Origin of the sequence: Diplocloster agilis, from assembly GCF_019042275.1 — a bacterium.
Taxonomy (GTDB): Bacteria; Bacillota; Clostridia; order Lachnospirales; family Lachnospiraceae; genus Diplocloster; species Diplocloster agilis.
Genome location: NZ_JAHQCW010000024.1, coordinates 34,115 through 59,947 on the forward strand (window position 1 = coordinate 34,115; position 25,833 = coordinate 59,947).

Genomic DNA, 25,833 nt, shown 5'->3' on the forward strand with positions numbered 1-25,833 from the left:
TCAGGATCTCAAACCGTCATACATCCTCTAACGCCCGGTACAACCGCTTCCTCTTTTGTATCATCTCCCGGTAGATCTGTGTGTTCTCCCGTACCGGGCTATAGCTGTCTTTCCCTGCGGCCAGCAGCTTTTCCGCTTCCTTAGGCCCTTTCACAATCCCAAACGCCATGGCGGCGCTTAAGAACGCTCCCTTCGCCGTAGCCTCCGGGTCCTGCCCCAGCAGCAGCGTGCGGCCGCAGGCGTCCGCCTGTATCTGGTTGAACAGCTCGCTCTTCGTCAATCCTCCGGACAGGCAGACCTTCGATGCCGGCCCCGTATATTCCTCTATCACCGACAGGTTTTCCGCCGTCTCAAGAGCGATTCCCTCCAGCAGCGCCCGGGCAAAATCTCCTCTGGTATTCTGCAGGGTCACATTCAGGAAACTTCCGGTGGCGCGGCTGTTCCAGTCCGGTGAACCTCTTCCCTGAAAATAGGGGAGCACAATGATTCCTTTCGAGCCCACCGGAGACTGCCAGGCCTCCCGGTTCACCTTCTGTATTCCCTCTTCCTTCTCGTCGTAAAACTCCCGGAAGAACCATTCATATAAAATAGCCGACGACAGCATACTGGCTTCCACTATGTACTGCCCCTGAACCGCGGAGACATTGCACAGAAAACGCATATCCGGATCCAGCACCGGTTCCCCGGAGCAGGCGATCAGATAGGCCCCCGTTCCCGTAGTGGCCTGGACGCTGCCGCTCTCCATCACGCCGGCTCCCAGGGCCCCGCACTGCTGGTCACCGCCTGCCGTCACCACAGGCGTTCCCTCCGCCAATCCGCAGGCCGCGGCAAAGGCAGGTGTCAGACGGCCCAGAACCGAGCCCTGCGGGATCAGCGGACACAGCTTCTCCCGGTCAAGCCCAAACAGGCGAAGCATCTGATCATCCCATTCCAGATCCCGGATATTCATGAGCCCCGTACGGCTCCCATAAGTGTAATCACTGGCCCATACGCCGGTCATTTTATAGTGAAGGTAATCGGCCACCGTAGCGATCAGCGCGGCTTTCTTATAGATATCCGGCATCTGCCTTTTCATCCACGCGGCTTTCACTCCGGAAAATACGGGATACAGCCGGACGCCGGTATGTTCATAGACCTGTCTTTCACAGTCTTTCAACTCTTCGCATACGCCGGCGGCCCGTTTGTCCTGCCACATGACGATCTCACTTAAAGGTTCCCCCTCCCGGTCCACCGCCAGCACGCAGGACCTCAGCGCCGTGGTCGTGATCCCGATCACAGGGATTCCCCTCTTTGCGGCGGCCTCCCCGCATGTCCTGACCACTTCGGTCAGATGATCCAGGTAGACTTCCGCTTTTTGTTTCACACAACAATCCGATTCATAGATCGGAATACTTCCCACCGAAGTTTTAAAAATCATATTCCCGTCAAGGTCATACAGGATGCCTCTCATATTGGAGGTTCCCACATCAACTGCCAATACTGCTTCCATCATCTTCTCCTCTTAATCGTGCAACTTTTCGGCTATATATGAGCAAATGTGCCTTTTTTGGTTTAGATATGGATTATTTATGCAATTATGTTATCATATAAAGCACAGATGTGCAAGTTGTTTCATTTGAAAATAAGGAGAAGGAGAAGAGTTGTGAAATCGTCGAAAATAATTCTGGATCGATCTTATGTAGTTGGCAAAATTGACAACCGGCTTTTCGGCTCATTTGTGGAGCATCTGGGGCGCTGCGTCTATGAAGGGCTGTATGAGCCGTCGCACCCCCTGGCAGACGAACTGGGATTCCGAAAAGATGTGCTGGACATGGTCCGGGATCTGGGCATATCCCTGATCCGTTATCCCGGAGGCAATTTCGTATCAGGTTTTCACTGGGAAGACTCGGTAGGCCCTGTCTCGCAGCGTCCCCGCCGTCTGGATCTGGCCTGGAAGACGACAGAGAGCAATGAAGTGGGCCTCCATGAATTTGCCGCCTTTTGTAAAAAAGCCGGCGCGTCGCTTATGTATTCGGTTAATCTGGGCACCCGCGGAGCCGACGACGCCAGGAATGTGGTGGAGTACGCGAATCATGCCGGCGGAACTTACTGGTCCGACCTGCGTATCAAAAACGGCGCCGAGAAACCCTTCGGCATCCCGCTGTGGTGCCTGGGCAATGAGATGGACGCCGCCTGGCAGACGGGGCAGAAGAGCGCTCAGGAATACGGCCGCCTGGCCAGAGAATCCGCCAAAGTCATGAAGCTGGTTGACCCCGGTATCGAGCTGGTCGTATGCGGTTCCACCGGTCCTGTGATCGAGACCTTCGGCGACTGGGAGCTGACCGTGCTGGACGAGTGCTACGACTATGTCGATTACGTGTCCCTGCACCGGTATTATGAAAACCCGGAACATGATACCGCCAGTTTTCTGGCCAACACGCTGGATATGGAGGACTTCATCCACACGGTGGCCTGCATCTGCGACACGGTGAAAGGGAAGAAACACAGGAAAAAGAAACTGAACCTCTCCTTCGATGAGTGGAACGTATGGTATCACACCAAAGGACAGGACGAAGAGCTGATCGCAGCGGACCGTTGGGGACAGGCGCTGCCTCTGTTACAGGATGTCTATAACTTTGAAGACGCCCTGGTCGTCGGGCTGATGCTGATCACCCTGTTAAAGCACGCGGACCGGATCAAAATCTCCTGCCTGGCACAGTTAGTCAACGTCATCGCCCCGATCATGACGGAAAAAGGCGGCGGCACATGGGCCCAGACCATCTTCTATCCCTTCATGCATGTGGCAAAATACGCAAAGGATACGGATGTCCTGATGACTCTGATCGATACCCCTCTGTACGACTGTAAGAAATATACCTCGGTTCCGTATCTGGACGGGGTTGCCGTTATGGCCGTTGACGCGCAGACCGGAGCCTGCAGGGAGGTCACTTTGTTCTGTGTCAGCCGGGACCCTGATGAGGAACATACGGTAACGCTGGATCTGCGCTCCTTCGGTTCCCTGTCCCTTAAGGAACATATCCTGCTGCATCATGATAATGTAAACGCCTGCAATACGCAGTCCGATCCGTTTCGTGTAGCACCCGCGCCCGGCCCGGGAGGAACTGTGGAAGACCAGACCGCGGTTCTTCGCGTCCCCGCTTTGAGCTGGAATGTTTTCCGGTTTACCGCGTGCGAACAAGAATTCGAACAGAAACCAGATAAGTAAAGCCGGAACGCTCTGCCCGCAGCAGGCCCCGTACGCGGTATCTTCCTTACTGCCGCTGTGCGATCCACGCGAAGCCTGTTAAGCAACATGTACTATAGACCAACGTATTCGATTGAAAGGAGAATTACTCATGAAATTTAAACCAGAAATGGATTCCATCCGCACCCACACCGTACCTCAATGGTACGATGACTGCAAGCTGGGTATCTTCATCCACTGGGGCCTCTACTCCGTTCCCGCCTGGGCATATCCTTCCGGGAAACTCGGCACCATCCCCTTTGACGAGCGGTGGTTTGCCTATAACCCCTACGCAGAATGGTACTGCAACTCCGTGCGCGCCGGATTCGGCCCCACTTACGAGCATCATGTAAAAACCTACGGCGCAGATTTCGATTATGAATCCTTTACCGATCTGTGGAAAGCCGAGCGCTGGGATCCGGCACAATGGGCGGAGCTGTTCAAGAAATCCGGAGCCCGCTATGTGATCCCCACCACGAAGCACCACGACGGCTTCTGCCTTTGGAACACCAAGTATACGGATTACAACTCTTATCAAAAGGGCCCCGGCCGCGATCTCATGAAAGAGCTGTGCGACGCGGTACGCTCCGAAGGTATGCGCTTCGGCGTCTACTACTCCGGCATGTTAAACTGGCACGTCACCCACAATGCCATGATGAGTGACTATGAAGTACATCATCCGAACAATATCACGAACGGATACGCCGACTTTGCCTATAACCAGATGATGGAGCTGGTGGACACCTTCGAACCTTCCGTGCTGTGGAACGATCTGGACTGGCCGCTTAAGGGGCTTGATGATCTCCCCTATCTCTTCGCCCACTATTACAATACCGTTCCCGAAGGTGTGGTAAATGACCGCTGGCACGATGTCTGGTTTGATTACAAAACCAAAGAGTACCACCGGGGCGACAAGTTCCTGGAGCAGAAATGGGAATGCTGCCAAGGCATGGGCTTATCCTTCGGATACAACCAGGTCGAAACCGACGAACACTATGTAAGCCACAACGAACTGATCACCCTGCTGATCGACACCGTGGCCTACAACGGCAATCTCCTGATCAATGTAGGCCCGAAGGCAGACGGAACCATTCCCGAAGAACAGGAAAGCCGTCTTCTCTATCTCGGAAAATGGATGGAGGTCAACAGCCCCGCCATCTATTCCACGAAGCCCTTCAGCCGGCAAAAAGAAGAGCTGGAAACCGGAGAAGTTGTCTACTACACGCAGAATGACTCTTCCATCTTCCTGCTGGTCACGAATCCGAAAGCCGGAAACAGCACGCTGCGCATTCCGGAACCGGCATTTTCCTGCGATTTCCGCAAAACACTGGGTAACTTTGGCGCAAATGTAGCCATCTCAGAAGGAAACCTGGTAATCGACCTGCTGGATATCCCCGCCGACTCCGCCCCCGTTGTGCTGGAATTCACCAAATAGCCAGAGAGGGGACTGGCACATTCCGTCAGAAGAGGTGGCCGGTAAGATACTTATGGCGGAAGGGGCCTGTCCCCGGACGCCGGCATAAGCGGATAAGTTTCCCCTCCAAGACAGGTAAGCGCGTCACAGCGCTCGCCTGCCCGGAAGGGCCTTTACCCCGTTTCCTCCGCCTCCAATTCCAATCTCCGTGTTATATCTCTGATTATCGTATTGTCTTCCAACAAATTAATGGCAAAGCATTTTTTACCCGCATCTTTTAAGGAAGCGCCTATATGGTACGCGCGCGTTTCATCGACTATCATAAACCGATCATGAAAGGTTCTCGTATACTTAACCTCCAAACTCGGATATTGGGAATTAAAATTTTCAATATCTTTACCAGTCAGTTTCGTACGTTTCATCGTATAAACAAAAACTGATACATTCTGCTTCTTTTTAGACAATATATTTAATGTATTGATATCTACATAATTGTCCACTAAAACCAGAGTCTTTTCTGCGCTGCTTACCAAGTCCGCCAAAAGGCTGAACGCATCATATATTTGGCCCTCAAAAAACACTCTTTGTGTTACTTCCGCATGATCCGCAATAAAATCTAAAATCTGTTCAATCTGTTTGTCCGTCCTGCGCTGATAATCCATCTGACACAGTTCTAATCTATTTATTTTATCAAGCATCCATGTACTACTTACCATATATCTGCGGATCTCAACGAACGTTTCCATTATACGTATGCTTACCTGAATCGCCGTGGGACTTTTCAGCACGGCGGATAGCATGGCGATTCCCTGTTCTGTAAATACATAGGGCAAAGTTCTTCGTCCGCCGTAATTATCTGCTCCATTGTCTGAACTTGAAATCACAAATTGTGATTTCAAGTCTTCATATTCCCTGCTTGTAATCTGGAACCGAAAGCTCTCCGGAAACCGGCTGATGTTTCTTTTTACCGCCTGATTAAGGACCCTCGTTTCCACTTGATATAACTTAGCTAAATCACAATCCATCATGACCTGTTGATCACGAATAACATAAACCAAATTCTGTATTGTACTTTGATTCATGTTTTTAAGATTATTGATACTATTTTCCTTTTCCGTGTTTAAATGATTGCGGGGTTCGTCCATAAAAATCCTCCATACATAACCGCTTAATCTTTTGTTCATTTAAAATTACTAATATGTTTGAGACCTCCGGGAGAAATTCCCGATAAGATATTGGATAGAATTATTCCTTAAATATGAGCACTTAGTGCGTATATAGGTACTAACATGTGATGCCGGAAAATAGTCAGCATGTTTTTTTCAAGTGCTGCTATTTTTAGATAATGATATTGTAATTGAATTAAAAAGAGATTACAAGTATTTTTGAACCTAATTTGCCAGCTCTTATGAGAGGGGGCTGGCACATTCCGTCAGAAGGGGTGGCCGGTAAGATACTTATGGCGGAAGGGGCCTGTCCCCGGATACCGGCTCTAAAGGAAAAACTTCTCCCTCGGTGAGACAAGTACGCTACCGCACTCGGCTTCCCGGAAGGCGAAGCTTTTCTATTTATGCCGGCTTCCGGGGACAGGCCCCTTTCGCCATTTGTTTCATACCGGCCAACTCTTCTGACGGAATGTGCCAGTCCCCTCTCTACCGGGCAGATGCCAATTGTTCCAGGCGTTCGATTACGTAAGGGAAAAACGCTTGGTATGCCCCGCAAAAGCAGTTCAGTCTCAGTTTCTCCTCCCCGTAATCCCGTTCTCTTCTGCATCCGCCTCTGCACAGGGGATACCATTTGCAGCCTTTACACGCCTCATCTGTCTCCAGTGACGGCTCCAGATATTCTCTGGCGGTATCGGAATTTCTCATATCCGCGAAACTGTCCGTGTTCACATTTCCGATCCGGTACCGGTCCACCACGTAGAAATCACAGGGATACACATCCCCGTTGGCTTCTACCACAGTCTGGACACTGCATCTGCCGCACATATTACAGCTCTCCGGCACAAATCCTTTCAGGATTCCGACCCAGTTCTCGAACTGGCGGATATACACATATTTGCCGTGGATCAAATCTTCATACCACAGATCAAACAGTTCCTTTAAGGCTTCCCCCAGCTGATCCGCCGAAAGCGAGTACTCTTCCTTTCCCTTATCCTCTCCCAGTGGGTCCAGACAGGGAATATATTGTTGATACCAGATCTCTTTCTCGGTCAGGAACCGGTAGATCTCTCCGATTTTCGGCGCGTTGGAACCGTTTAACACCGTCAGCACATTAAACTCGATCCCGTACTTCTTAAGCTTACGTATGGTAGACCAGACCCGCTGGAACGTACTGACGCCGCCCGGCCCATGGCGGTGCATGTCCTGACAGCTCTTCGGCCCGTCCAGGGATACGCCCACCAAAAACTTGTGTTTCTTCAAAAACGGAAACCATTCCTCCGCCAGGTCAAACCCATTGGTCTGAATCGCATAGCTGACCGGCAGCCCTTTCTTATTATATTGTTCCACCGCCGACACGAAGTGTTGAAAAAAGGGAAGGCCGGCCAGTGTCGGCTCCCCGCCCTGAAAGGCAAAGGTACATTGGCCCTCCGCCTCTTCCAGCGCCTTTTTCACCATATTTTCCGCCGTATCCGCTTCCATGTATCCATAAGAATATTGTTCCCGTTTCTTTGCCTCATCACAATAAAAGCAATAATCACAGTGCATATTGCAATTAGATGATGCCGGCTTTATCAATAAATATAAAGGGGGCATTGTCTCCTCTTCCTTTCTTCCTATCTTCCTCATTTACAGCCAATCTGTTGCCTAAGGCTTATCTCTATGTCTGTCGCAGCTTATTTAACATATGTTATATTCTATATCCATCCGCCTGCGCCGTCTTCATTCATCGCTCTAAAACTCAAACACTTGTCCCTCCCGTGTAATCTCCACCACCCGGTCACGATAAGGCTTCGAGCAATCCAGGGAGAGCAGCCTGGGAATCACGGAGTAATCTCCCCAGAAATGCATGGGAATCGCCTTTCCGGCATCCGCCGTTCTCATAAACACATCGAATCCCCAGGAAAACCGGTCCTCCTGCCTTGGATCCAGCGGCAGAAATGCGGCATCAAAACGCCTGCCCTCCAGCTTTTTCATTTCCCGCTTAAAATTTTCCTCCATGCGGCGCTCATCGTCATCGCTCTCTCCTTCCCAGGACCACCAGTTCAGATCTCCGGCATGATAAATACATCTGTCTCCCATACCGACAAGGAAAGCCACGCCCTCATCCGTGGAGGCCAGCGTCTCCACCGTCACTCTAGTATCACCCGGGCCTTGCAGAACCTGTTCCGCATTTTTACCTATATAGATTATATGTTCTCTGGCCGCTGCCGGTATGCCCCTGCGTTCCATGTATTTTTCGTTCATTCGGGTATCCGAGGACAATATATAGGTTACATCCGGATACTGATCCGACAGCGCGAAGATCTCCTGATTGAAATGATCGTGATGCTTGTGGCTGACAAATACATAAATCGGCTTCCTGCCGTCAAACTCCGGGATCGTCCCCTGATAATAGTCAAATATCAATACGGCCTCCTCCAGCTCCGCAGAGAAACCGCTGTGACCGATGTAGGTTATCTTCATTGCGCTCATCCTCCCCTTTTCGCAGTCGTTTTCTACGCTTCATTGTATCATGAGCCGCATCATTTTTCCACATTCGTTAAGAACACCGGAATTGTTAATTATTTGACATCCTCCTCCAACCCAGATACAATCATAGTAGAAGAATATTCGTTCTCTAGAGAAGGAGGAATTCCCCCATGAAAACAGATGCTCTCGTACAGCGCCTGGTAGACAGCTACGGCAGCTGGGTCACCGACGACTCCGCGGTCCGCGCGGGCTGTGCCAGAATGACGCAGAATCTCTACCCTTACACCTCGATGTTTTCCCCGATCCGGATCAACCGCATGACCGTTAAGAACCGGCTGGTTATGGCTCCCATGGGAAATATCGATATGTGCGAGGAGACCGGCAGGCCCAACGACAAAATGCTCCAATACTTTTTTGCCCGGGCCAAAGGCGGAACCGGCCTGCTCACCACCGGCCTGGTTCCCATCAGCCACGGCATTGACCATTCCATCACCGAGCTTGGCAAGCTGACCTATTTTCCCCGAATCGACCGGAGCCGAACCGTGTTCGCGGGCTGGCGGGATCTGGCGGAAGGCATCCATGTCTACGGCGCCAAAATCTTCGTGCAGCTGACTGCCGGGCTGGGGCGGGTGGGCAATCCCCAGTGTCTGATCAATGAATTGAAATTCCCGGTCAGCGCATCCTTCAATCCCAATTTTTACATGTCGCAAATCCCCTGCATGCGCCTGTCCGGACACAAAATCAAGAAAATCGTCAAGAACACAGGCCAGGCCGCCGCGGACGCCAAAGCCGCCGGACTGGACGGCGTCTATCTGCACGGACACGAAGGCTACCTCATGGAACAGCTTACCAATCCCGCGTTTAACCACCGGAAGCTGGGGCATTTCGCGGACTGGCAGGCGTTCGGCCTGGACTCCGTCAGGGAGATCCGCAAAAGGGTTGGCGACGACTATCCGATCATGTACCGGATCGATCTGTCCCTGGCCCTGAATGAAACCTACGGGGACACCATGGAGAGAAATCCGTTAAAGAAATTCAAAAACGGACGGACCGTGGAAATGACTTTGGACTACATGAAACATCTGGTGGAAGCCGGCGTGGATATTTTTGATGTGGATCTGGGCTGTTATGACAACTGGTGGCTGCCTCATCCCCCCGCCGGAATGCCTGCGGGCTGTTTCCTTGATGTAGCCCGGACCGTCAAACAATATTTCTCAGAACATGACATTGTATCAAACGCGGGAGTTCCGGTTCCGGTAGTCGCCGTTGGCAAACTTGGCTACCCGGATCTGGCGGAACAGGCGCTGCGCGATGAAAAATGCGATATGGTCATGCTGGGCCGCCCTCTTCTGGCCGACCCGGACTGGCCCCGCAAAGCTTATTCCGGCCATGTGGAAGATATTACCCCCTGCATCGGCTGTCAGGAGGGCTGCATCAATGAATTCGTGGACGGCGGCCATCCCCAGTGCGCGGTCAATGCCCGGACTTCCTTCGAACATCTCCTGCCGGAGGTCCCTCCCGCGCCTGCAAAGCCGAAGAAGATCGCTGTCGTCGGCGGAGGGCCGGCCGGTATCCTCTTCGCGACCACTGCCGCCGGCCGTGGACACCAGGTGACCCTGTTCGAAAAAGAGGACCGGCTGGGCGGCAAGCTGATCCCCGGATCTGTTCCAAAAATCAAATTCGACCTGGATAACTACCGCCTCTATCTGGAACGCCAGGCCATCAAGGCGGCATCCGAAGGTAACCTGACCCTGTGCCTGAATACCGAGGCCAGCCCCGAACAGCTGCGGCAGGAACAATATGACAGCATCATCTTTGCCACCGGCACCAAACCCTCCGCTCTGCCGGTTCCCGGCATCGACGCAGCGCCCACGGTGGAGGCCTCCGATCTTCTCTGCCATCCCGAGAAGCTTGGCAATTCCATGAAAATCCTTGTGGTCGGCGGCGGTGTGGTGGGCTGCGAAACCGCATATTGGCTGAGTTATGAGCACAACTGCGAGGTTACCGTAGTCGAGATGACCAGCTACTTCATGGACGGCACCTGTACCGCCAACCGCGGTCATCTGATCCATTATATGAAGCAGGCGGGCGTCACCTTATTAAACTGCTGTAAGGTCGTATCTTTCCACGGTAACGAGGTGACGGTAGAGCAAAATATTTCCAAGGGGGTACCCGATCCCTACATAACCTGGCAGCCCATCCTGCCGAAAAACATAGAAAATCCCCTGGCGCCCAAGCTTGGCACCGAAACCACTTCGAAGGTTCTGAAGGCCGATCTGATCGTACTGGCTGCCGGCGGCCGCGAGGACGCTTCCCTGTTCCTGGAAGCTCAGAGAAACCATATTGCCCCGGAGCTCTACCAGATCGGGGACAGTTTTGCTCCCGGCAAGGTTCTGGAGGCTGTCAGAGCCGCCTATACCCTGGGCAGCAAAATTTAAAGGGGGCTTATTTATTCCACAGGCGCACTTTCCCGTGGAAATCAAGAAAGGAGAATGCTCATGGCATCCATGCAGTTAACGACGGAAGAACAGGAAATGCTGGACGGCCGCCAGGGAGAAGCCATGGCCAAGGTGATGAAAACCCTGGTCATGTACGGCGAAACTTTCGGCGCATCCAAAATGGTTCCTGTCACAGGTAAATACGGCCATCTGGTCACCAGCTTCGGCCTGTCCGTTCTGGACCCGGTGTACGGCCTGATGGACGAACTAATCAAAGGCGGCGCACTGTCCAAGCAGCAATTCAGCATCGATCCCCGTCCGCTGGATAAAAATGTTCCGGCGAACCTGATACAAAAACTATTTTTTAAGATCATGTACTCCAAACAGGAGATGTACGAAGGGCAGCTGACACAGCTGGGCCTTCTGGACAATGATCCTTTCACCTGCGCCTGTTATTTTGACGAGGTGGGCAATACGCCCAAAGAAGGGGAGATCCTCTCCTGGGCGGAGAGCAGCGCCGTGGTCTACGCCAACAGCGTCCTGGGAGCCAGGTGCAACCGGAACTCCGGTATCATCGAGCTGTTCGGCAGTATCGCCGGACGGGTTCCGTATTTCGGCCTGCTGACCGACGAGGGCAGGCAGGCGGACTGGATCGTGGAGATCCGAACCTCTAAGAAACCGGAGGCCCAGGTCCTGGGCAGCGCCATCGGTATGAAAGTGATGGAGGATGTCCCTTACATCAAAGGATTGGACCATTGGCTTGGCGCCGAATTGAATCAGGATGCCAGAGATTATCTGAAGGATATGGGCGCCGCCACCGCTTCCAACGGAGCGGTCGGGCTGTATCACATTGAAAACCTGACCCCGGAGGCCGTCCGCTTAGGCAGCTCCCTGATCAAAGCCGATGCCAAAACGTATGTGATTGACGACGCGGAGTTGGAACGGGTGCAGCGGGAATATCCCTGTATCTGGAAAGATCCGTCCGCCGCTCCGAAGCTCTGTTTCATCGGATGTCCGCATTTATCCTACGAACAGCTGGTTCACTGGAGCAAGGCGCTGCCGGAATCCCTTCGGCAGGCAGGCCGCAGTAAGGTAGCGGTCCCGACCGTGATGACTACGTCCCCGGCTGTGCTTAAGAAGTTTACCGCCACGCCGGAAGCCGCCCGTTTGAGGGAGGCCGGCGTTGTCTTAAGCTATATTTGCCCATTGATGTACATGAACAATCCGATGTGCGGGAAAATGCCGGTTATCACCAGTTCCAATAAGCTTCGCACCTATACCAGCGCCCGGTATTTCCGGGATGAACAGATACTCTCTTACCTATCGAAAGGAGGCAGCTTATGAAAAAGACATTCAAAGGCCGTCCGGTAGTTCCGGGCCGGGTTACCGCTGAGGCTCTGGTCACCCACGCGGGATTTAACACACTGGCCAGTTTTCAGAAGAGTCTCATGTTCGGAGATAAGAACGCTACCTGTTCGGATCAGAATAATCCCGATCTGAACGGGAAACAGATGGCCGGCAAAGCTCTGTGCCTGCCTCAGACCATCGGTTCCACCACCGGCGGCATGGTTTTATATACGGCTGCCTCCATGCACCGGCAGCCGGCCTGCCTGCTTTTTTCCAAACCGATCGATTCTCTGGCCGCCGCCGGCGCTATCCTGGCGGATGTGTGGACGGACCAGTCCATGCCCACCGTGGATAACCTGGGGGAAGAATTTTTAGATTATGTAAACTCAGGGATGAAAATTACGGTGGAAGAAGACGGCACGGTTACTGTGGAATCGCAGGGTTGAAGGAAATAAATGAGAAGTCGGATGTCTCCGGGAGGTTTTATGACAGAATTAAAGAACGATAAAGAATTGCAGGAAAATTTCTACAGGGACCATGAGGTTTCCCATAACATAGACCGGAACACAAAAATCATGGTTACCGGAGCCGACGGATTCCTCGGCTCCCGCCTGGCAGATGATTTGCACAAACTCTGTACGGTATACCGGATCGGGCATTCCCGGCTGGATATTACGAACCGTCAGGAAGTCGCGGATGTCGTGAAGGAACTGCGGCCGGACTTTGTGCTTCACTGCGCTGCCCTGTCGGATGTAGGATTCTGTGAAGAACATCCGTCTCTTTGTGAACAGGTAAATGTCATGGGACCGCTGTATCTGGCCGAGGCTTGTAAGGCAAACGCGGCCCGGTTGATTTTTATGAGTTCCGACCAGATTTACCATAACAGCGGCGAAACGGCCCCCAACCGGGAAGAAGAAGCCGCGGCTCCCACCAATGTCTATGGAATCAGCAAGCTGCGGGCGGAGCAGGAGCTTTTCTCTCTGCTGCCGGACACGGTCTGTCTGCGTCTGACCTGGATGTATGATCTGCCGGCATTGGGGAAGCGGACGCATCAGAATCTGCTGCTTCAGCTTCTGAACGCCCTGATCCGGGATGAGAAGCTTACGCTTCCCGTCTATGATTTCCGGGGAATCACCTGGGTCCATGAGGTGGTAACCGGGCTTAGGAAGGCTCTCTTTATACCGGGCGGCGTTTATAATTTTGGCAGCGCAAATGAATTCAGCACATTGGAAACCGTACAAAAATGGATGGACGTGCTCGGATGCGGGAATCGCAGGGATCTGCTGCTGCCGGACAGTACACGGTTCATGAATCGGCCCAGAAATCTTATGATCGACAACAGCAAAATTACTTCGTTTGGAATCCGGTTCTCTGATTCGGCCTGCGGCCTGAAACATTGCCTGGCGGAATATGGTATCACTGTTACCGATTCTTCCGGTATATAAATAAAGAGCCTATTCACCAGGAACACATGATGTGTTTCCGGTGAATAGGCTCGGTTTCTGAACCTGGCTTTTATACTATCTCTGTGCCCTGCCTCTAGCAGCGGGCATACTCAAACACGTGAAAGTCCCCTCAGCTGTATTTCTTTTTCCGAGTATAAACCAAAGTACCTGTCAGACCCGCGCCTGCCAGGATAAGCAGACCGATCCAAAGCTCCATATTGCCGTTATCACCCGTCTGCGGGCTGCCCGCCTTCAAATCCGGTCCGCCGCCCGTGGCCGGGATCGTCTCAGTTACTTTGTATCCGCAGACCGTACAGCTTTTTTCCCGGCTGCCTGCCTCGTTAGCCCCGGCCGCCTTCGTCACCGTCCAATCGCCAAAGGTATGGGCGGCCATGTCGATCCTTTCCCCGCAAGTACATTCATGCCAATGATATGCGGCATCCGACTTCCAACCGGTACTGCAGCTATGCGTATGGTCCGGAGGGATGATGCTGTCTTTTTCAAATATTGCCTTCACGGTAACATTCCCGGCAGGCATGATGAACTTATTTCCTATGACAGCCGCACCTCCGGACACGACTTGCCATTCTTTAAATCGGAAACCTTCATTCGCTGCGGCAGTTAAAGTAATTTCCGTTCCTTCCGGGGCTTGGGAGTGCGAGGGGTAAGCCGTGCCATTTCCGTCGGTCAGTACCGTTACCTCATAAACGGTCTTCTCCCACTTTGCATAGAGAGTCAGATCCTGCGTGACCGGGGCTGCAAAATCATAGCGGCTGCCTGAAAAGTCCTTCGTCGCGTACCACCCGGTCAGAGTGTAACCGTCTCTTGACAATTCGGGCTGTTTTCCGCTTCCATTATGTTCCACCAGCGCAGTTGGCACCTCTATACCGCAATTACTTTCAAAAATAATTACATGGCCTAATTTATAATCGGACAATTCCAGCGTTTGAATCGCGTTTGCGTCCTGGTCCGTAATAATATAGACTCCACCCACTTCCGATACCGTCATGTTGTCCGGCAGACCTTTCATATTTATAGCATCCGGTCCTAAATCCGACTTCAGAACCCGAACCACCGTATCCCCAAGGCTGTAAAGCCCCAGCCTGGAGTCTTTGATTCGAATACCGGCGCTCGCAGAAACAGAGGGCCCTTCTGTCGCCATCACCATCAGCTGCGCGTAGGATACGTTGAGCGACTGTGCCGCAATTCCAAACGGGGAACTGATTGTCACGGCGCTGTTTGCGATTGTAAGCTCATTGCCGGCATCCACGGCAATTCCCTTTTGATTGTTTATGAAAAGCGAGCCGCCACCATAGATAAGCAGACCACCTTCAGAACGAAGGGCTTTTTCCTCATTGCCATTTACTATTATTGTATTATCAGTTCCGGATATAAGTTTTATTTTTGCTCCCTCCGGAAGATGTATCGCCGTTTCGCCTTCGTTCAGAGAAGAGAGATCCATCTTGAAACCGGACAGCGTAAGCGTTTTTGTTTCCTGATCCCATGCATATCCATCCCCGTCCGCAGGCGGTGTTTCTTGTGTGTAATCGAGGATATCCTTGCATATCCGGTAAACCGTCCCAAGCTGGGACAGCCTGTTTTCAAGTTCTTCCTCCGCTCCCGATATAAATACTTTACTTCCCGGTTCGCTCTGAAGCTGGCCGGTAAGAGAAAATGCGCCCTCCGGTTCTTGTATAAAAACCCCGCCGTTTCGGAAACTGCCCGCACCTGTTAGGGTGCCTTTGTTAGAAAGGCTGCCGCGGTTCGTCAGGGAAGCTCCCTGGTCTATGGTCCATACGCTGCTTTGAGTTATTGCCGATGAAGTTTCTCCTGAAAGCTCCAGTGCGCAGCCATTCCCCAATATGAGCTTTGAAATTACACCGGCCTGTGTAGTCCGGATACCGACATCGGAACCGTTTGTGAACGAAACGCTGCCATCGCTGCCAAAACAGCTGATCCCGCGTCCCTCACCTTCCACCGTTATCTGAGAGTTATCCAAAATGACGTGTTCCGCCTCCACCGCCTCACCATGCTCATGGGCATAGAATTCTCCCTGCGCTATATCTATCAGTTTCAGATCATTTTCCGCGCTTAGACCGCATCCTTTTGTTTTCATGTCTAAAGGAGTGTTTTTTATCGTCATATCGACAGCGGAATAAATCCCGTTGTTTTCAGAGGTTACCGAAAGCTTCGTACAGTTTTCGATGAGAAGCTCGCCCCAGTCAGCATACATTCCGTTGTTGACAGCGGTGATGTCTATGGTACCGCCTAGAATCTGGATGACATCGCCGCATAAAATTCCATCCTCCCCTGCCGAAATCGTTACCGTAGGACTTCCGGATATCGTAACGGGAATATAAATGGAAGTCGACAGGCCATGTTTCTGTGCTGTAATATCAAGAACCGCGTTTTCCGATATAGAGAGCTCTTTATCATCAAAAACGTAAATACCGGAATCCCCCGCATGAATTTTTAACGTACTGTCGCCCTTTATCGTAACGCCGCCGAATATTCCATTTCGTGCGCTGGTAATATCAAGGGAACCTCCGCCTGTTATCGTCATATCACCGGAGCACGAAATACCATCTCCCTGAGTGTTAGTGATCGTGTTCTGGGTTCCGTCCGTTAAAACGATCGTCGCCTTGTCCGGAAGAGACAGCGATGTATTATCTGTGTGAAGATCCAATCCCGCTAGAGTAAGGGTACGGGAAACATGATTCCAAGTATATCCATCCCCCGCATCAGAAGAATAAATATCCAACGATATAGAGCTGTCAAAAGCAGCTTCTTGTTGGCCGCCTGCCATTAGGGATGAATTTTCCCCGTTAATCGGCGCTGTCCGGCACTCCCCCTCATGGCTGTTCTCCAGCATGCATCCCTCCGTGATCACACACGGGTCTGTAGTCCTTTGTTCGCCCTCTGTTTCTTCCGCATATACCGTTCCCGGCAGCAGCGTTATGGACACGGCCGCTGTCAGCGCCAGGGCCAGCAGTCTTTTTTTCGTTTTTCCCATTCTCTTATCCTTTCAGATTTTTCATTCTTCCCTATTGGCGATCCTAAAAGGGTGTCCCCCGCCTCTTATAGAACAATGGACAGGTTACACCCTTCAAAATTACAACTTAAACCTCTATTGCAAATAAGATTTAACACCTGATGGCCAATTACAGATGCAGACAGTCCTGTGCAAAGTCTGTATCCTGATACCACAACTGTCAGCTCTTTCCATCGTCCAATAATATTTGCCTATTTTATCAAACGACCGCCCTTTTTTCAAGATAATTTTACAAAAAATGGTAAATACATTTTCTCCGTTTCCCTGACCTGATCAGATCCACCCATGCAAGGCAGCAAATATTGTAACCATTAAAACTGCCGGGCGATCCTTTCAAAAGCCTCCTGTATCAGCGACCTGCGAGTTCCCAGGCAGACCCGCTCGTATCCTTCTGCGTACTCCGGATCAAAAACGCTGCCCGCCTCCAGGATTACGTTAGCCCGGTTATAGATGCGGTCCCTGATCTCTTCAGCCGGCAGCCCGTACCCGCGAAAATCCATCCAGAGGATATAGGTTCCTTCCGGACGCGCGCACTTAACTTTGGGCATCCTCTCCTTCAGGAAATCCAACACCCACTGGATATTCCCGTCGATGTAATCGTTCATCTGGCCCACCCAGTCATCGCATTCCTGGTACGCGGCGATCAAGGCAGCTATGGCAAAGGGCGTCGGCGCTCTGTACCCGGCGTGGGCGCGGAATGTCTCCCTAAGCTCCGGATCTTTTATAATAATATTTGAGCACTGCAGACCTGCCAGATTAAAGGTTTTATTAACCGCAGTACAGATTATCATGGGATCCGTATCCGCTACGGCAGCCATAGGATAGAACCTTACGTCCTTGCGGATGATATCTCCATGAATCTCATCCACCACCAAAAGGACATCATTCTTCCTGCAGATACCGGCAATCTTTCGCAGCTCCTCCGGTGTCCAGACACGGCCAACCGGATTATGCGGACTGCAAAGAAACATCATTTTATTCTGCGGATCCCGCGCCTTTTGTTCCAGATCTTCATAGTTGATCGTATAATAGCCCTCATGTTCAAGCAGCTGATTATTGATAAGCTTTCTGTGTGTATTGTCAATCGTACCGGAAAAAGGGCCGTATACCGGGCGCTGAATTATAATTCCGTCTCCCTCCTGCGTGAAGGCTTCCACCGCGATCTGGAGTGCTTCCACGGTTCCATTGACATACAGGATCTCATCCTTTTCTATCTGCCAGCCATATCGGCGATGAAACCAGCTTATAACCGCCTCGTAATATTCCGGAACTACCGTACAGTCCGAATACCCGAATATCCGGTGATCCACCACCCGGCGAAGCGCTTCCAGAACCGGCTGCGGGCAGGCCAGATCCATATCCGCCGTAAACAGCGGAATCGTGTCATCGTCCACCCGGACCGCCAGTCCCTTACGGATCAGCTGCTCGCCGGAATCCCATTTTATACTGTAAGTTCCCCTTCTGTCTATCACTTCATCAAAATCATACTTCATCTCGCGTCACTCCTATTTAAGTAAAAGGGGACATGTCCATTTCGGTTTGGGACATGTCCAAACTGGAATGGACATGTCCCAGACCGAAATGGACATGTCCCCTTTTGTATTATCCTATCTTTTTTTCCACCGCATTTAAGATCCAGTTCACCACAACCGCCAGTCCGGCGGCCATGACGGCGCCCCAGACGATCTTCACCGTATTCAAAGTTCTCAGCCCGTCAAACAGGATGCTCCCGATTCCTCCCGCGTTGATCGTCGCGGCAATGGTCGCGATTCCGATCGTAGACACCACCGCCAGGTGGATACCCGCGAAGATGGCTTTTCGGGCCAGGGGCAGGCGGACCTGCAGAAGAATCTGATTCGGGCTCATTCCCATGCCGGTGGCCGCTTCCACAACGGCCGGATCTACATGATACAGGCCGTCCAGAAAATTCCGCAGCAGCAGATACTGATTATATACCACCAGAACAATCACCGCTGTCGTTTTCCCAAGGCCGGTCAGCGGAATCATGATGGCGAACAGCGCCAGGCTCGGTATACAGTAGATCATCTCAAACAAATGAATGACAAACCCGGAAAGACGTTTGAACTGTAACAGCAGTACCGTCAGCACCGCTGCCACCAGTATGGAGATAACCAATGTCAGCAGCACGATCTCCAGATGCTGATACAGAGCCTTTTCCAGCTTTCCATGGTATTTTATCAGGTATTCTATCATGAGGTGGTTTCCTTCCATAACAGTTCCTGCTGCCTGACCGAGTCGATCAGGGATTCCACAAAGGCATTGGCAGGATTAGTAACGATATTCCTGGGAGTATCAAACTGCTGGATTTTTCCGCTGTCCATAATCAATACCCGGCTGCCAAGCTTAAATGCTTCATTGATATCGTGAGTCACGAATAAAAAAGTCTTGCGGGACGCCTGATGGATCTTAAGCAGCTCATCCTGAAGTTTTAACCTTGTGATGGCATCGATGGCGCCAAAAGGTTCATCCAGAAGCATCAGCTCCGGATCTGCCGCCAGCGCTCTGGCTAACCCCACTCTCTGCTGCTGGCCGCCGGACAGCTGGGACGGGTATCTCTTCCGGTACTCTTCCGGGTCAAGGCCCACGAGAATCAGCAATTCGTCGGTTCTGCTGCGGATTTTATCCTTGTCCCATTTCAGGATTCTGGGAACCGTGGCTATGTTTTTTTCTATGGTCATGTGGGGAAATAAACCCACCTGCTGGATCACGTAGCCGATCTTCCGGCGGAATTCCACCGGATCGTTCCGGCTGATATCCTCACCAAAAAACCGGATCACCCCGCTGTCCGGTTCGTACAGCCGGTTGATCATCTTTAACAGGGTAGTCTTTCCGCAGCCGGATGACCCCAGGATCGTGATCAGCTCCCCGTGAGTTACCGAAAAGCTGATGTGATCCACGGCGTATTCCGAAGTATTTTGAAACTTCTTGCTTACATCGTTAAATTCTATGGATATGCTCACACTGTGCCTCCATTTTACCGCGTCTGCATCGTTTGTAATTTATTTCAGGGAATCGTAATATTCCTTGGCCACTTCTTCATATTCCCGCTTATCCACATCCACCGCCGCATTCAGTTCCGTCACTGTCTCCGTATCCAGACCGGCGCTGATTTTGTTGAGGATGTCCGCCACATCCGGATATTTATCCAGAAGATCCTGCCGTACCACCGGAGCCAGATTATAAGGCGGCCATACATGCTTGTCATCTTCCAGCAGTGTAAATTCCGGTTTTACCAGCGGTCCTTCTGTAGTGTAGGCCGGCGCCGCGTCTCCTTCGTTATTGGAAAGGACGGAGTATCTCAAACCGCCGTCATAGACGGTGGACGACTTCCAGTCAAAGGGGCCGTATACCTGTTCCAAAGCCATCAGCCCATCTTCCCGCTGGTCAAAATCCCCCTGGGACACAAAACGGATCTCGGGCGCGTGCTTCTGAAGATCGGACAGGGTGCTGATTCCCAGCTTCTCGGCCACATCCGTGCGGATCACGATGCCTTCCCCGTCGTTTGCCTGGGCATAATCAAGCCAAACCAAGTCATATTTCTTCTTATATTCTTCTTTTACGGTATCGTACACCTGCTGTGCATCCGTAATCATGGGCAGCTGTAAAATCGTCAGCAGCCCGGTCCCCGTATATTCCGGATACAGGTCGATTTCATTGTTGGTTATAGAAGTATGCACAACACTTCCGGCGATATCAAAGATGCGTTCCACCTCATATCCCGCGTCCTCAAGCGCCAGCGCATAAATCTCGCCCACGATCAGGTTTTCCGTAAAATCTTTGGTCCCAACCCGGATCGCCTCCGTCTTTTTCCCACCGCAGCCGGCTAACATCCCGGTAAGCAATACTCCTGCAATGCAAAGCAAAACCATTTTCTTCATAAGTCTCTTCATTTTTTCCTCCTCTGGCGCATAGACTGCGCCCTTAATTCTGAAAAACCAGTTTCACGGAACCTATTTTCGCATACACGCGAAGGTATGGTGATTATCATTACTGAGAGGTTCCCAGATGTGTATATCTTAAGATTCTCCTGTCCAGCAGATTCAGGATACCGCTGACCAATATCGCCAGCACCGCCACCGATAGACCGCCGATCAGCAGCAGGTCCGTCCGGTTCAATCCCAATCCGGTGAATATAATCGTACCCAGGCCTCCGCCTCCAATATAAGTGGCCAGGGTTGCGCTGGCGATCACTTCCACCGCCGCCGTCTTAAGGCCCGTAAATATAAAAGGCAGCGACAGCGGAATCCGCACCTTCCAGAAAAGCTGCCCGTCAGACATCCCCATCCCTCTGGCAGACTCCACGACCGAGTCCGGAACAGAGCGGTAGGCCAGAGCCGTATTGATCAGAATCGGCGGGATCGCCAGCAGGACAAGCGCCACTACCGCCGGTTTTACACCCGTTCCCATCACAGGTATTAGCAATATTAATACCGCCAGGCTTGGCACAATCCGAAACGTATTGAACACGCTGGTCACCAGCTGATATGCCCTGTCATTTTTTGTGCTCAGAATACCAAATGGAACACCGATCAACAGCGCGCAGGCCACAGACAGTAAACTGACCCAAATATGCTGCCGCACCGCCAGAAGATAGCTGTCCATATTATTCATAAAGTATTCCATTATCTTTTCCATCATAGGTATCTCACAGCCTTCCGGATTTCTTGCACAATCCTTTCCTGCAAATGTAAAGTACACACATTCTAACACAAAAGCCCAATTTTAGACAGTTTTTTACAATTCAGCTCTTGGAGTTATGATAAGTCATAAACAACTTTTTGTAAAGTAGACACATTTGAGAAACCTACCATTCCAAAAGATACTATCGTGATATAGCAAAGCTTTCCGGTTACCGCATTTCTAATTCATAACTAGCCTTAGGATAGAGTGACGACAGCACTCTGCGCCCGTGTATAAATAAATCAAGCTCCACGCTGCCGGAGAGATTTTCCCTGATTTTCCTGCCCATCCCATTCGTGTCCGGGGCCATGAGCGTTTGCGCCCCCTGGCCGCTGTCAGGTATCCTTCCGCACAGCAGATATTTTCCCTGTGCGATAGCGAATCCTTTTTCATCGCGATAGAGAACCCGGGCCCCTTTGTACGATGCCAGCCGTATTTCCTGTTTCCCATTGCTGATCAGGGCAAAACAGCCCCGGAAACTCATACGTCCCACCGGAATATCCGCGATAGCTGCCGTTATGCTTCTGTTTCTGCCGAACGCACTGTACTTCGGATTTTCAAAGGTGTGGATCCACAGATACTCCCGCGGAAACCGGCAGCCACTGTCTCCCTCGATATAGCCGATTCCATCTTTTATGGTCTGTTTCCTTCCCGCAGCCTTCAGAACACCGTCTACCCGGTGGGCCATACTGACGATCTGATGGTTACATTCCATCTGTTTGGCCAGCAGGGTAAGCGGGCCCATGATCGGATACGCCGGTTTTCTGAAATCATAAAAGGTAAAATGTCCGCTTAATTCCAGCTTACCGCTGTGTATCCGGATTTTCATCCCATCCTTCGTAAAAATATTTTCCCCGATGCGCATGCCGAAGCCGTTGGGCAGCATCCATACCTGATCCAGCGGATACCGTATAAAATAGGTCTTATTTTCATAAAAGACCTGAATGAACGCCTTTCCCTGCCCCTTCGCCGTCATGCAGATTCCCGGTATCAATGCCAGCCCGGTATTACCGTTTTGAATTTTGATGTACCATCCTTTAAAATATTGCTTCCGTTTCTTTTCCATTTTCCTACGCTCCAGATTCTATACTTAACAATATCCCATCAATACATGCCCTTCGGGCGGGTTCGCAGCATTCGCTGCTCAACAATGAATACTTAACAGTATCCCATCAATACATGCCCTTCGGGCGGGTTCGCAGCATTCGCTGCTCAACAATGAATCATTTCCTATTTAAAAGTATGGGCAGCAATCTTATTTTTTATGTTGCGATTGTCATACCGGGGGTTGTCAAATAATGGCTGCCTGTCATACATGATGATCGGCGGCTGCGATTGCCTTCCGGATATGAATCATTTAAAATTGTTGTAAGAGAATCCGAATTTGCGCATCTTATCTGTGAGGAGGTGAAAAAGTTGAAACGTCTATCAAACGGTCCGCATTTTCTAAATCATCTGTTCCAGTGTATAATAGGAAAACAACCCTTTTGCGATCAGCCGTCCCTCGTCGTCCGACACTTCAATATCATAGACGGAAATTGTCTTGCCAGCCTTCGCTTCCCTTGCCTCAACGATCAGTTTCTTGGTATTTCTGGCCGGCCGCAGGAAATGGATGTCACCGTTCACCGTCGTACAGTAATGACCACAGGTCATGGCCGCCGTAGCACCATTGGTATCTGCTATAGCGAAAATGCAGCCGCCGTGAACCGTCCCCAGGGAATTCCTGTGCTGTTCCGTGATTTCCAGTTCTCCTCTGGCATATCCTTTCCTGATTTCCACCGTCCGAAAGCCCATTTGAATGGCAAATTCCGTCGGATCCTTTCTCAATTCATACAATTTTTCAAATTCCATGTCGCCTCTGCCTTTCTTTCCTCTATTCCTTGACTATTTATTCACAAATTTACCGTATCCATTCTATCCCAAAATACGCGTAAGATCAAGACATAAGGGACCGGCGGAAACAGAGTGGAAACAGCGGAAACAAGCAAAATGAACAACAAAATGGACAACAAAATGGACATGTCCCAAACTGAAATGGACATGTCCCAAATTGTAATCATTTATGTTAAGTATCTGTTGTTATTCTGCCTCGTCTGAAGAAGGCTGATCCTGCGCTCCGTTGGCCTCTCCGGCTCCGCTTGCGCTGTTAGAATCCGCCGGTTTGGATGTATCTGCAGGCTCTGTGCCGTTTGCCGCTTCCCCATCAGCAGGATTCGGGGTTGCGTCCGCGTCCTGAGCGTCAGGTGCGGCAGTTCCTTCCGGATTTGCAGTATCTTCCGGTGCGGGAGTTACATTGGCATCATCTTTCTTAGCCGTATCGTCTGTGGTAGCTTCCGTGTTGTTCCCGGCAGGCGCCGCGTTTTTCTCGTCATCCTTTGTTCCGCATCCGGCCAGCAGTCCGATCGATAATACCAACATCATTGTAACAACTAAAATTCTAAATCCTTTAAATTTTTTCATAATACACTCTCCTGTCTTTCATTTCTGTCAAAAATCCAGTTCCATTTTGTTTACAGTAGATATTTACAGTAGTGTTCCTACCCTCCTTTCGATTTGATAGACCCTATCATACCGGATGATTGTGTCCATTCTGTGCCCAAAATGTGATTATTTCCTTATGATTTTCTGATCATTTTATAAGAAATTATTAACATTTTCTTCCAAATAAAGAACAAAAACCACTCATTACGCATCACGAGCGGTTTCCCATCCCCGAACCTTTCCTGCCAGACACAAAACAAATCTTATAATATAACAACAAAAAATAGTGGCGCTCGAAAAAAACCTCGCCGACTAATTTTCACGCATCGCACGTAAGCGGCTTAAAACAGCCGCAAGTGCTCATAGCCATAAAAACTTCCATTTCAAAACCCAAAAAGGAAAGAAAAGCCCCCAAAGCCTCAAAATATAATAAAATACACACCATCTAATAACAAACCATTTTTAAAGTAACAAAAACAGGAACCACACTACTTTCCCATCATTTTCCCGCCACTTACCGACTATTTCCTACCAAATTTCCTTTAAAACCTTTCTGATAAGGAGGTGTTCCAAATGAATCTTACAGTCACATTCCAGACACCAGGCTGCGCGGACAGCACCTTTATAATAAAAGCAAAAGGAGGGCTGGCCGCCACACTATACTGGGCTGATGAAACGGCCCCCATAGAAGGCTGGTCCCCTCTTGCCATTATCCCCCTTACCCCCTCCGGGCAGGGAATCTTCCACCTGACAGGAAAACGCTCCATTCCCCCGGAAGCCACTCACGTACTGGCCCGGGCCATAATGCCCGACCTATGCCGCCGGGAAGAATTCCTCGCCCCCATCCCCACACCTTACCGCTCGTCTTTCCTAAAAAAGAAAACCTCCCTCTGCGTCATAAGCGATCTGCATCTAACGAACCACCCAGGCAAAATACGCCAGGCGCTGCTCCGAGCTTCACATGCAGATCTTCTCCTTCTAATAGGAGACCTGGTGAACGACGGCCTGCCGGATCAATTTGAAATGCTCTCACACTGTATCCAGGAAACGCTGCCCGGCACACCGGTACTACCGGTGGCAGGAAATCACGACTATCCCATATCCCCCGTTCCCCGGATATCAGAAGGACTAAGCGGCTACCCCTCCTTCCAGGACCACCTAATGCAAAGAGCAAAAGAATACGGCTTGAACTGGAACCAAGACCCCAGCGGCGCATATGCCGTATATACCGGCCCCTTAAAAATCATCGGTCTAAGCGCAGCCACCCACTGGCGAAAACTGACATTTCAAAAAGAAAGACAGCTAACATTTCTGGAACAGCAGCTGTCGGACAGAACAAAAAATGAACTTGGAATCATAATGTGCCACGCGCCTCTCCTCGCCCACAACCCCCAGCGCAAGCCAAAGACAGCTCACCCCTACCTAACCAAAGACAACGCCCTCCAAAAAATCCTGGATGCTCAGAAAAAATTCATATACCTATCAGGCCACACACATCTTTCCCCCAACATACCGGCCGGCTGCGCAGAACACGAGTCCGCCGGAAGCCGGATATACATCAACACCGGCAGCGTCCGTCCCACAGACCTAAAAACAAACGAACCCCTTATTCCATCCGACTGGAAAGACGGAACCATCCTCGACCTAAACATAACCGAAGAAACCATAGAAATAACCACAAAATCCATCCAAACCGGCACAAAATACCCCCGGGCCTACTACCGCTTCCCCCTCCCCCAATAATCCCCCGGAGAACTTCTATTCCATAAGAGCCCTTTCCTACGGAATCCCCCCACCCGCCACCTCCCGCATCACCAAAAAAGCTTCTTCCCCGGGTTTGGGTGTGCCCGCAGGGGATGGCTTTGGCCGGCGGACCGTAGGTTCTTCCTCGGGTTTGGGTATGCCCGCTGCTTAAGGCAGGAATGCGTATCGGTGTCCCGGGATACTCCGGGCTGCCGGAGTCATTTGTGTCTCCCCGGGAGAGCATAGGGCGGCTGAGCACCCGCTTAGTGAAATTGAAAAGCCGGGTTCAGGATGCACGGCGGACTTCACGTCCGACGGGCAAGAGCCTCTGAACCGGGAACACATCACGTGTTC

The 25,833-nt window shown here is 51.1% G+C and carries 20 protein-coding genes; 7 read left to right on the plus strand and 13 right to left on the minus strand.

What is annotated here, in order from left to right; translation table 11 throughout:
- Positions 1-16: 16 nt before the first annotated feature.
- Positions 17-1,492, minus strand: a complete 1,476-nt coding sequence (locus KTH89_RS14340; protein WP_238722160.1) for an FGGY-family carbohydrate kinase — start codon at positions 1,490-1,492, stop codon at positions 17-19.
- A 150-nt stretch (positions 1,493-1,642) separates the two neighbouring features.
- Here KTH89_RS14340 and arfA point away from each other — a divergent pair, with 150 nt between their 5' ends.
- Together arfA and KTH89_RS14350 are read left to right on the plus strand one after the other, a co-directional pair.
- Positions 1,643-3,205: an arabinosylfuranosidase ArfA gene (gene arfA, locus KTH89_RS14345; protein WP_238722161.1), complete on the plus strand. Its 1,563-nt coding sequence runs from the start codon at positions 1,643-1,645 to the stop codon at positions 3,203-3,205.
- A gap of 130 nt (positions 3,206-3,335) precedes the next feature.
- Positions 3,336-4,658, plus strand: coding sequence for an alpha-L-fucosidase (locus tag KTH89_RS14350; protein WP_238722162.1), 1,323 nt, complete (start codon positions 3,336-3,338; stop codon positions 4,656-4,658).
- Positions 4,659-4,810: 152 nt separating this feature from the next.
- On the opposite strand, the gene KTH89_RS14355 is transcribed toward KTH89_RS14350, so the two are convergent.
- The 3 genes from KTH89_RS14355 to KTH89_RS14365 form a co-directional block, all read right to left on the minus strand.
- The gene (locus KTH89_RS14355) at positions 4,811-5,782 is read right to left on the minus strand and encodes an ORF6N domain-containing protein (protein ID WP_238722163.1); all 972 of its coding nucleotides are present in this window, start codon (positions 5,780-5,782) and stop codon (positions 4,811-4,813) included.
- Between the two features lie 507 nt (positions 5,783-6,289).
- Complete coding sequence (locus KTH89_RS14360) at positions 6,290-7,396, minus strand: anaerobic sulfatase maturase (RefSeq protein WP_238722164.1); 1,107 nt, start codon at positions 7,394-7,396, stop codon at positions 6,290-6,292.
- Between the two features lie 138 nt (positions 7,397-7,534).
- Positions 7,535-8,266: an MBL fold metallo-hydrolase gene (locus KTH89_RS14365; protein WP_238722165.1), complete on the minus strand. Its 732-nt coding sequence runs from the start codon at positions 8,264-8,266 to the stop codon at positions 7,535-7,537.
- Between the two features lie 176 nt (positions 8,267-8,442).
- Here KTH89_RS14365 and KTH89_RS14370 point away from each other — a divergent pair, with 176 nt between their 5' ends.
- From KTH89_RS14370 to KTH89_RS14385, 4 genes are read left to right on the plus strand one after another with little or no spacing between them, the layout of a single operon-like run.
- Entirely contained in the window at positions 8,443-10,710 is a 2,268-nt protein-coding gene (locus tag KTH89_RS14370; RefSeq protein ID WP_238722166.1) for an oxidoreductase, read from the plus strand.
- Between the two features lie 60 nt (positions 10,711-10,770).
- A complete protein-coding gene (locus tag KTH89_RS14375; RefSeq protein ID WP_317251465.1) occupies positions 10,771-12,054 on the plus strand; it encodes an aconitase X in 1,284 nt (427 codons plus the stop codon).
- Positions 12,051-12,503 carry an aconitase X swivel domain-containing protein gene (locus KTH89_RS14380; RefSeq protein WP_158347002.1) on the plus strand — a complete coding sequence of 151 codons (453 nt, stop codon included), beginning with the start codon at positions 12,051-12,053 and terminating at the stop codon, positions 12,501-12,503. The genes KTH89_RS14375 and KTH89_RS14380 overlap by 4 nt, the downstream gene beginning before the upstream one ends.
- A gap of 39 nt (positions 12,504-12,542) precedes the next feature.
- Complete coding sequence (locus KTH89_RS14385) at positions 12,543-13,502, plus strand: SDR family oxidoreductase (RefSeq protein ID WP_238722167.1); 960 nt, start codon at positions 12,543-12,545, stop codon at positions 13,500-13,502.
- A gap of 130 nt (positions 13,503-13,632) precedes the next feature.
- On the opposite strand, the gene KTH89_RS14390 is transcribed toward KTH89_RS14385, so the two are convergent.
- The 9 genes from KTH89_RS14390 to KTH89_RS14430 form a co-directional block, all read right to left on the minus strand.
- Entirely contained in the window at positions 13,633-16,515 is a 2,883-nt protein-coding gene (locus KTH89_RS14390) for a carbohydrate-binding domain-containing protein (protein ID WP_238722168.1), read from the minus strand.
- Between the two features lie 350 nt (positions 16,516-16,865).
- Positions 16,866-18,047, minus strand: a complete 1,182-nt coding sequence (locus KTH89_RS14395; RefSeq protein WP_238722169.1) for a MalY/PatB family protein — start codon at positions 18,045-18,047, stop codon at positions 16,866-16,868.
- Positions 18,048-18,156: 109 nt separating this feature from the next.
- Entirely contained in the window at positions 18,157-18,786 is a 630-nt protein-coding gene (locus tag KTH89_RS14400; protein ID WP_330654862.1) for an ABC transporter permease, read from the minus strand.
- Positions 18,765-19,535, minus strand: a complete 771-nt coding sequence (locus tag KTH89_RS14405) for an ABC transporter ATP-binding protein (protein ID WP_158347006.1) — start codon at positions 19,533-19,535, stop codon at positions 18,765-18,767. Before KTH89_RS14405 ends, KTH89_RS14400 begins: the two co-directional genes overlap by 22 nt.
- A gap of 39 nt (positions 19,536-19,574) precedes the next feature.
- Positions 19,575-20,465, minus strand: coding sequence for a glycine betaine ABC transporter substrate-binding protein (locus KTH89_RS14410; protein ID WP_238722170.1), 891 nt, complete (start codon positions 20,463-20,465; stop codon positions 19,575-19,577).
- Positions 20,466-20,562: 97 nt separating this feature from the next.
- Complete coding sequence (locus KTH89_RS14415; RefSeq protein ID WP_158347008.1) at positions 20,563-21,213, minus strand: ABC transporter permease; 651 nt, start codon at positions 21,211-21,213, stop codon at positions 20,563-20,565.
- 211 nt (positions 21,214-21,424) lie between these two features.
- The gene (locus tag KTH89_RS14420; RefSeq protein WP_238722171.1) at positions 21,425-22,321 is read right to left on the minus strand and encodes a hypothetical protein; all 897 of its coding nucleotides are present in this window, start codon (positions 22,319-22,321) and stop codon (positions 21,425-21,427) included.
- A gap of 380 nt (positions 22,322-22,701) precedes the next feature.
- Complete coding sequence (locus KTH89_RS14425; RefSeq protein WP_238722172.1) at positions 22,702-23,106, minus strand: PaaI family thioesterase; 405 nt, start codon at positions 23,104-23,106, stop codon at positions 22,702-22,704.
- Positions 23,107-23,334: 228 nt separating this feature from the next.
- Complete coding sequence (locus KTH89_RS14430) at positions 23,335-23,715, minus strand: prolipoprotein diacylglyceryl transferase (RefSeq protein WP_158347011.1); 381 nt, start codon at positions 23,713-23,715, stop codon at positions 23,335-23,337.
- Between the two features lie 594 nt (positions 23,716-24,309).
- Here KTH89_RS14430 and KTH89_RS14435 point away from each other — a divergent pair.
- Positions 24,310-25,479, plus strand: coding sequence for a metallophosphoesterase family protein (locus tag KTH89_RS14435; protein ID WP_238722173.1), 1,170 nt, complete (start codon positions 24,310-24,312; stop codon positions 25,477-25,479).
- Positions 25,480-25,833: the final 354 nt, after the last annotated feature.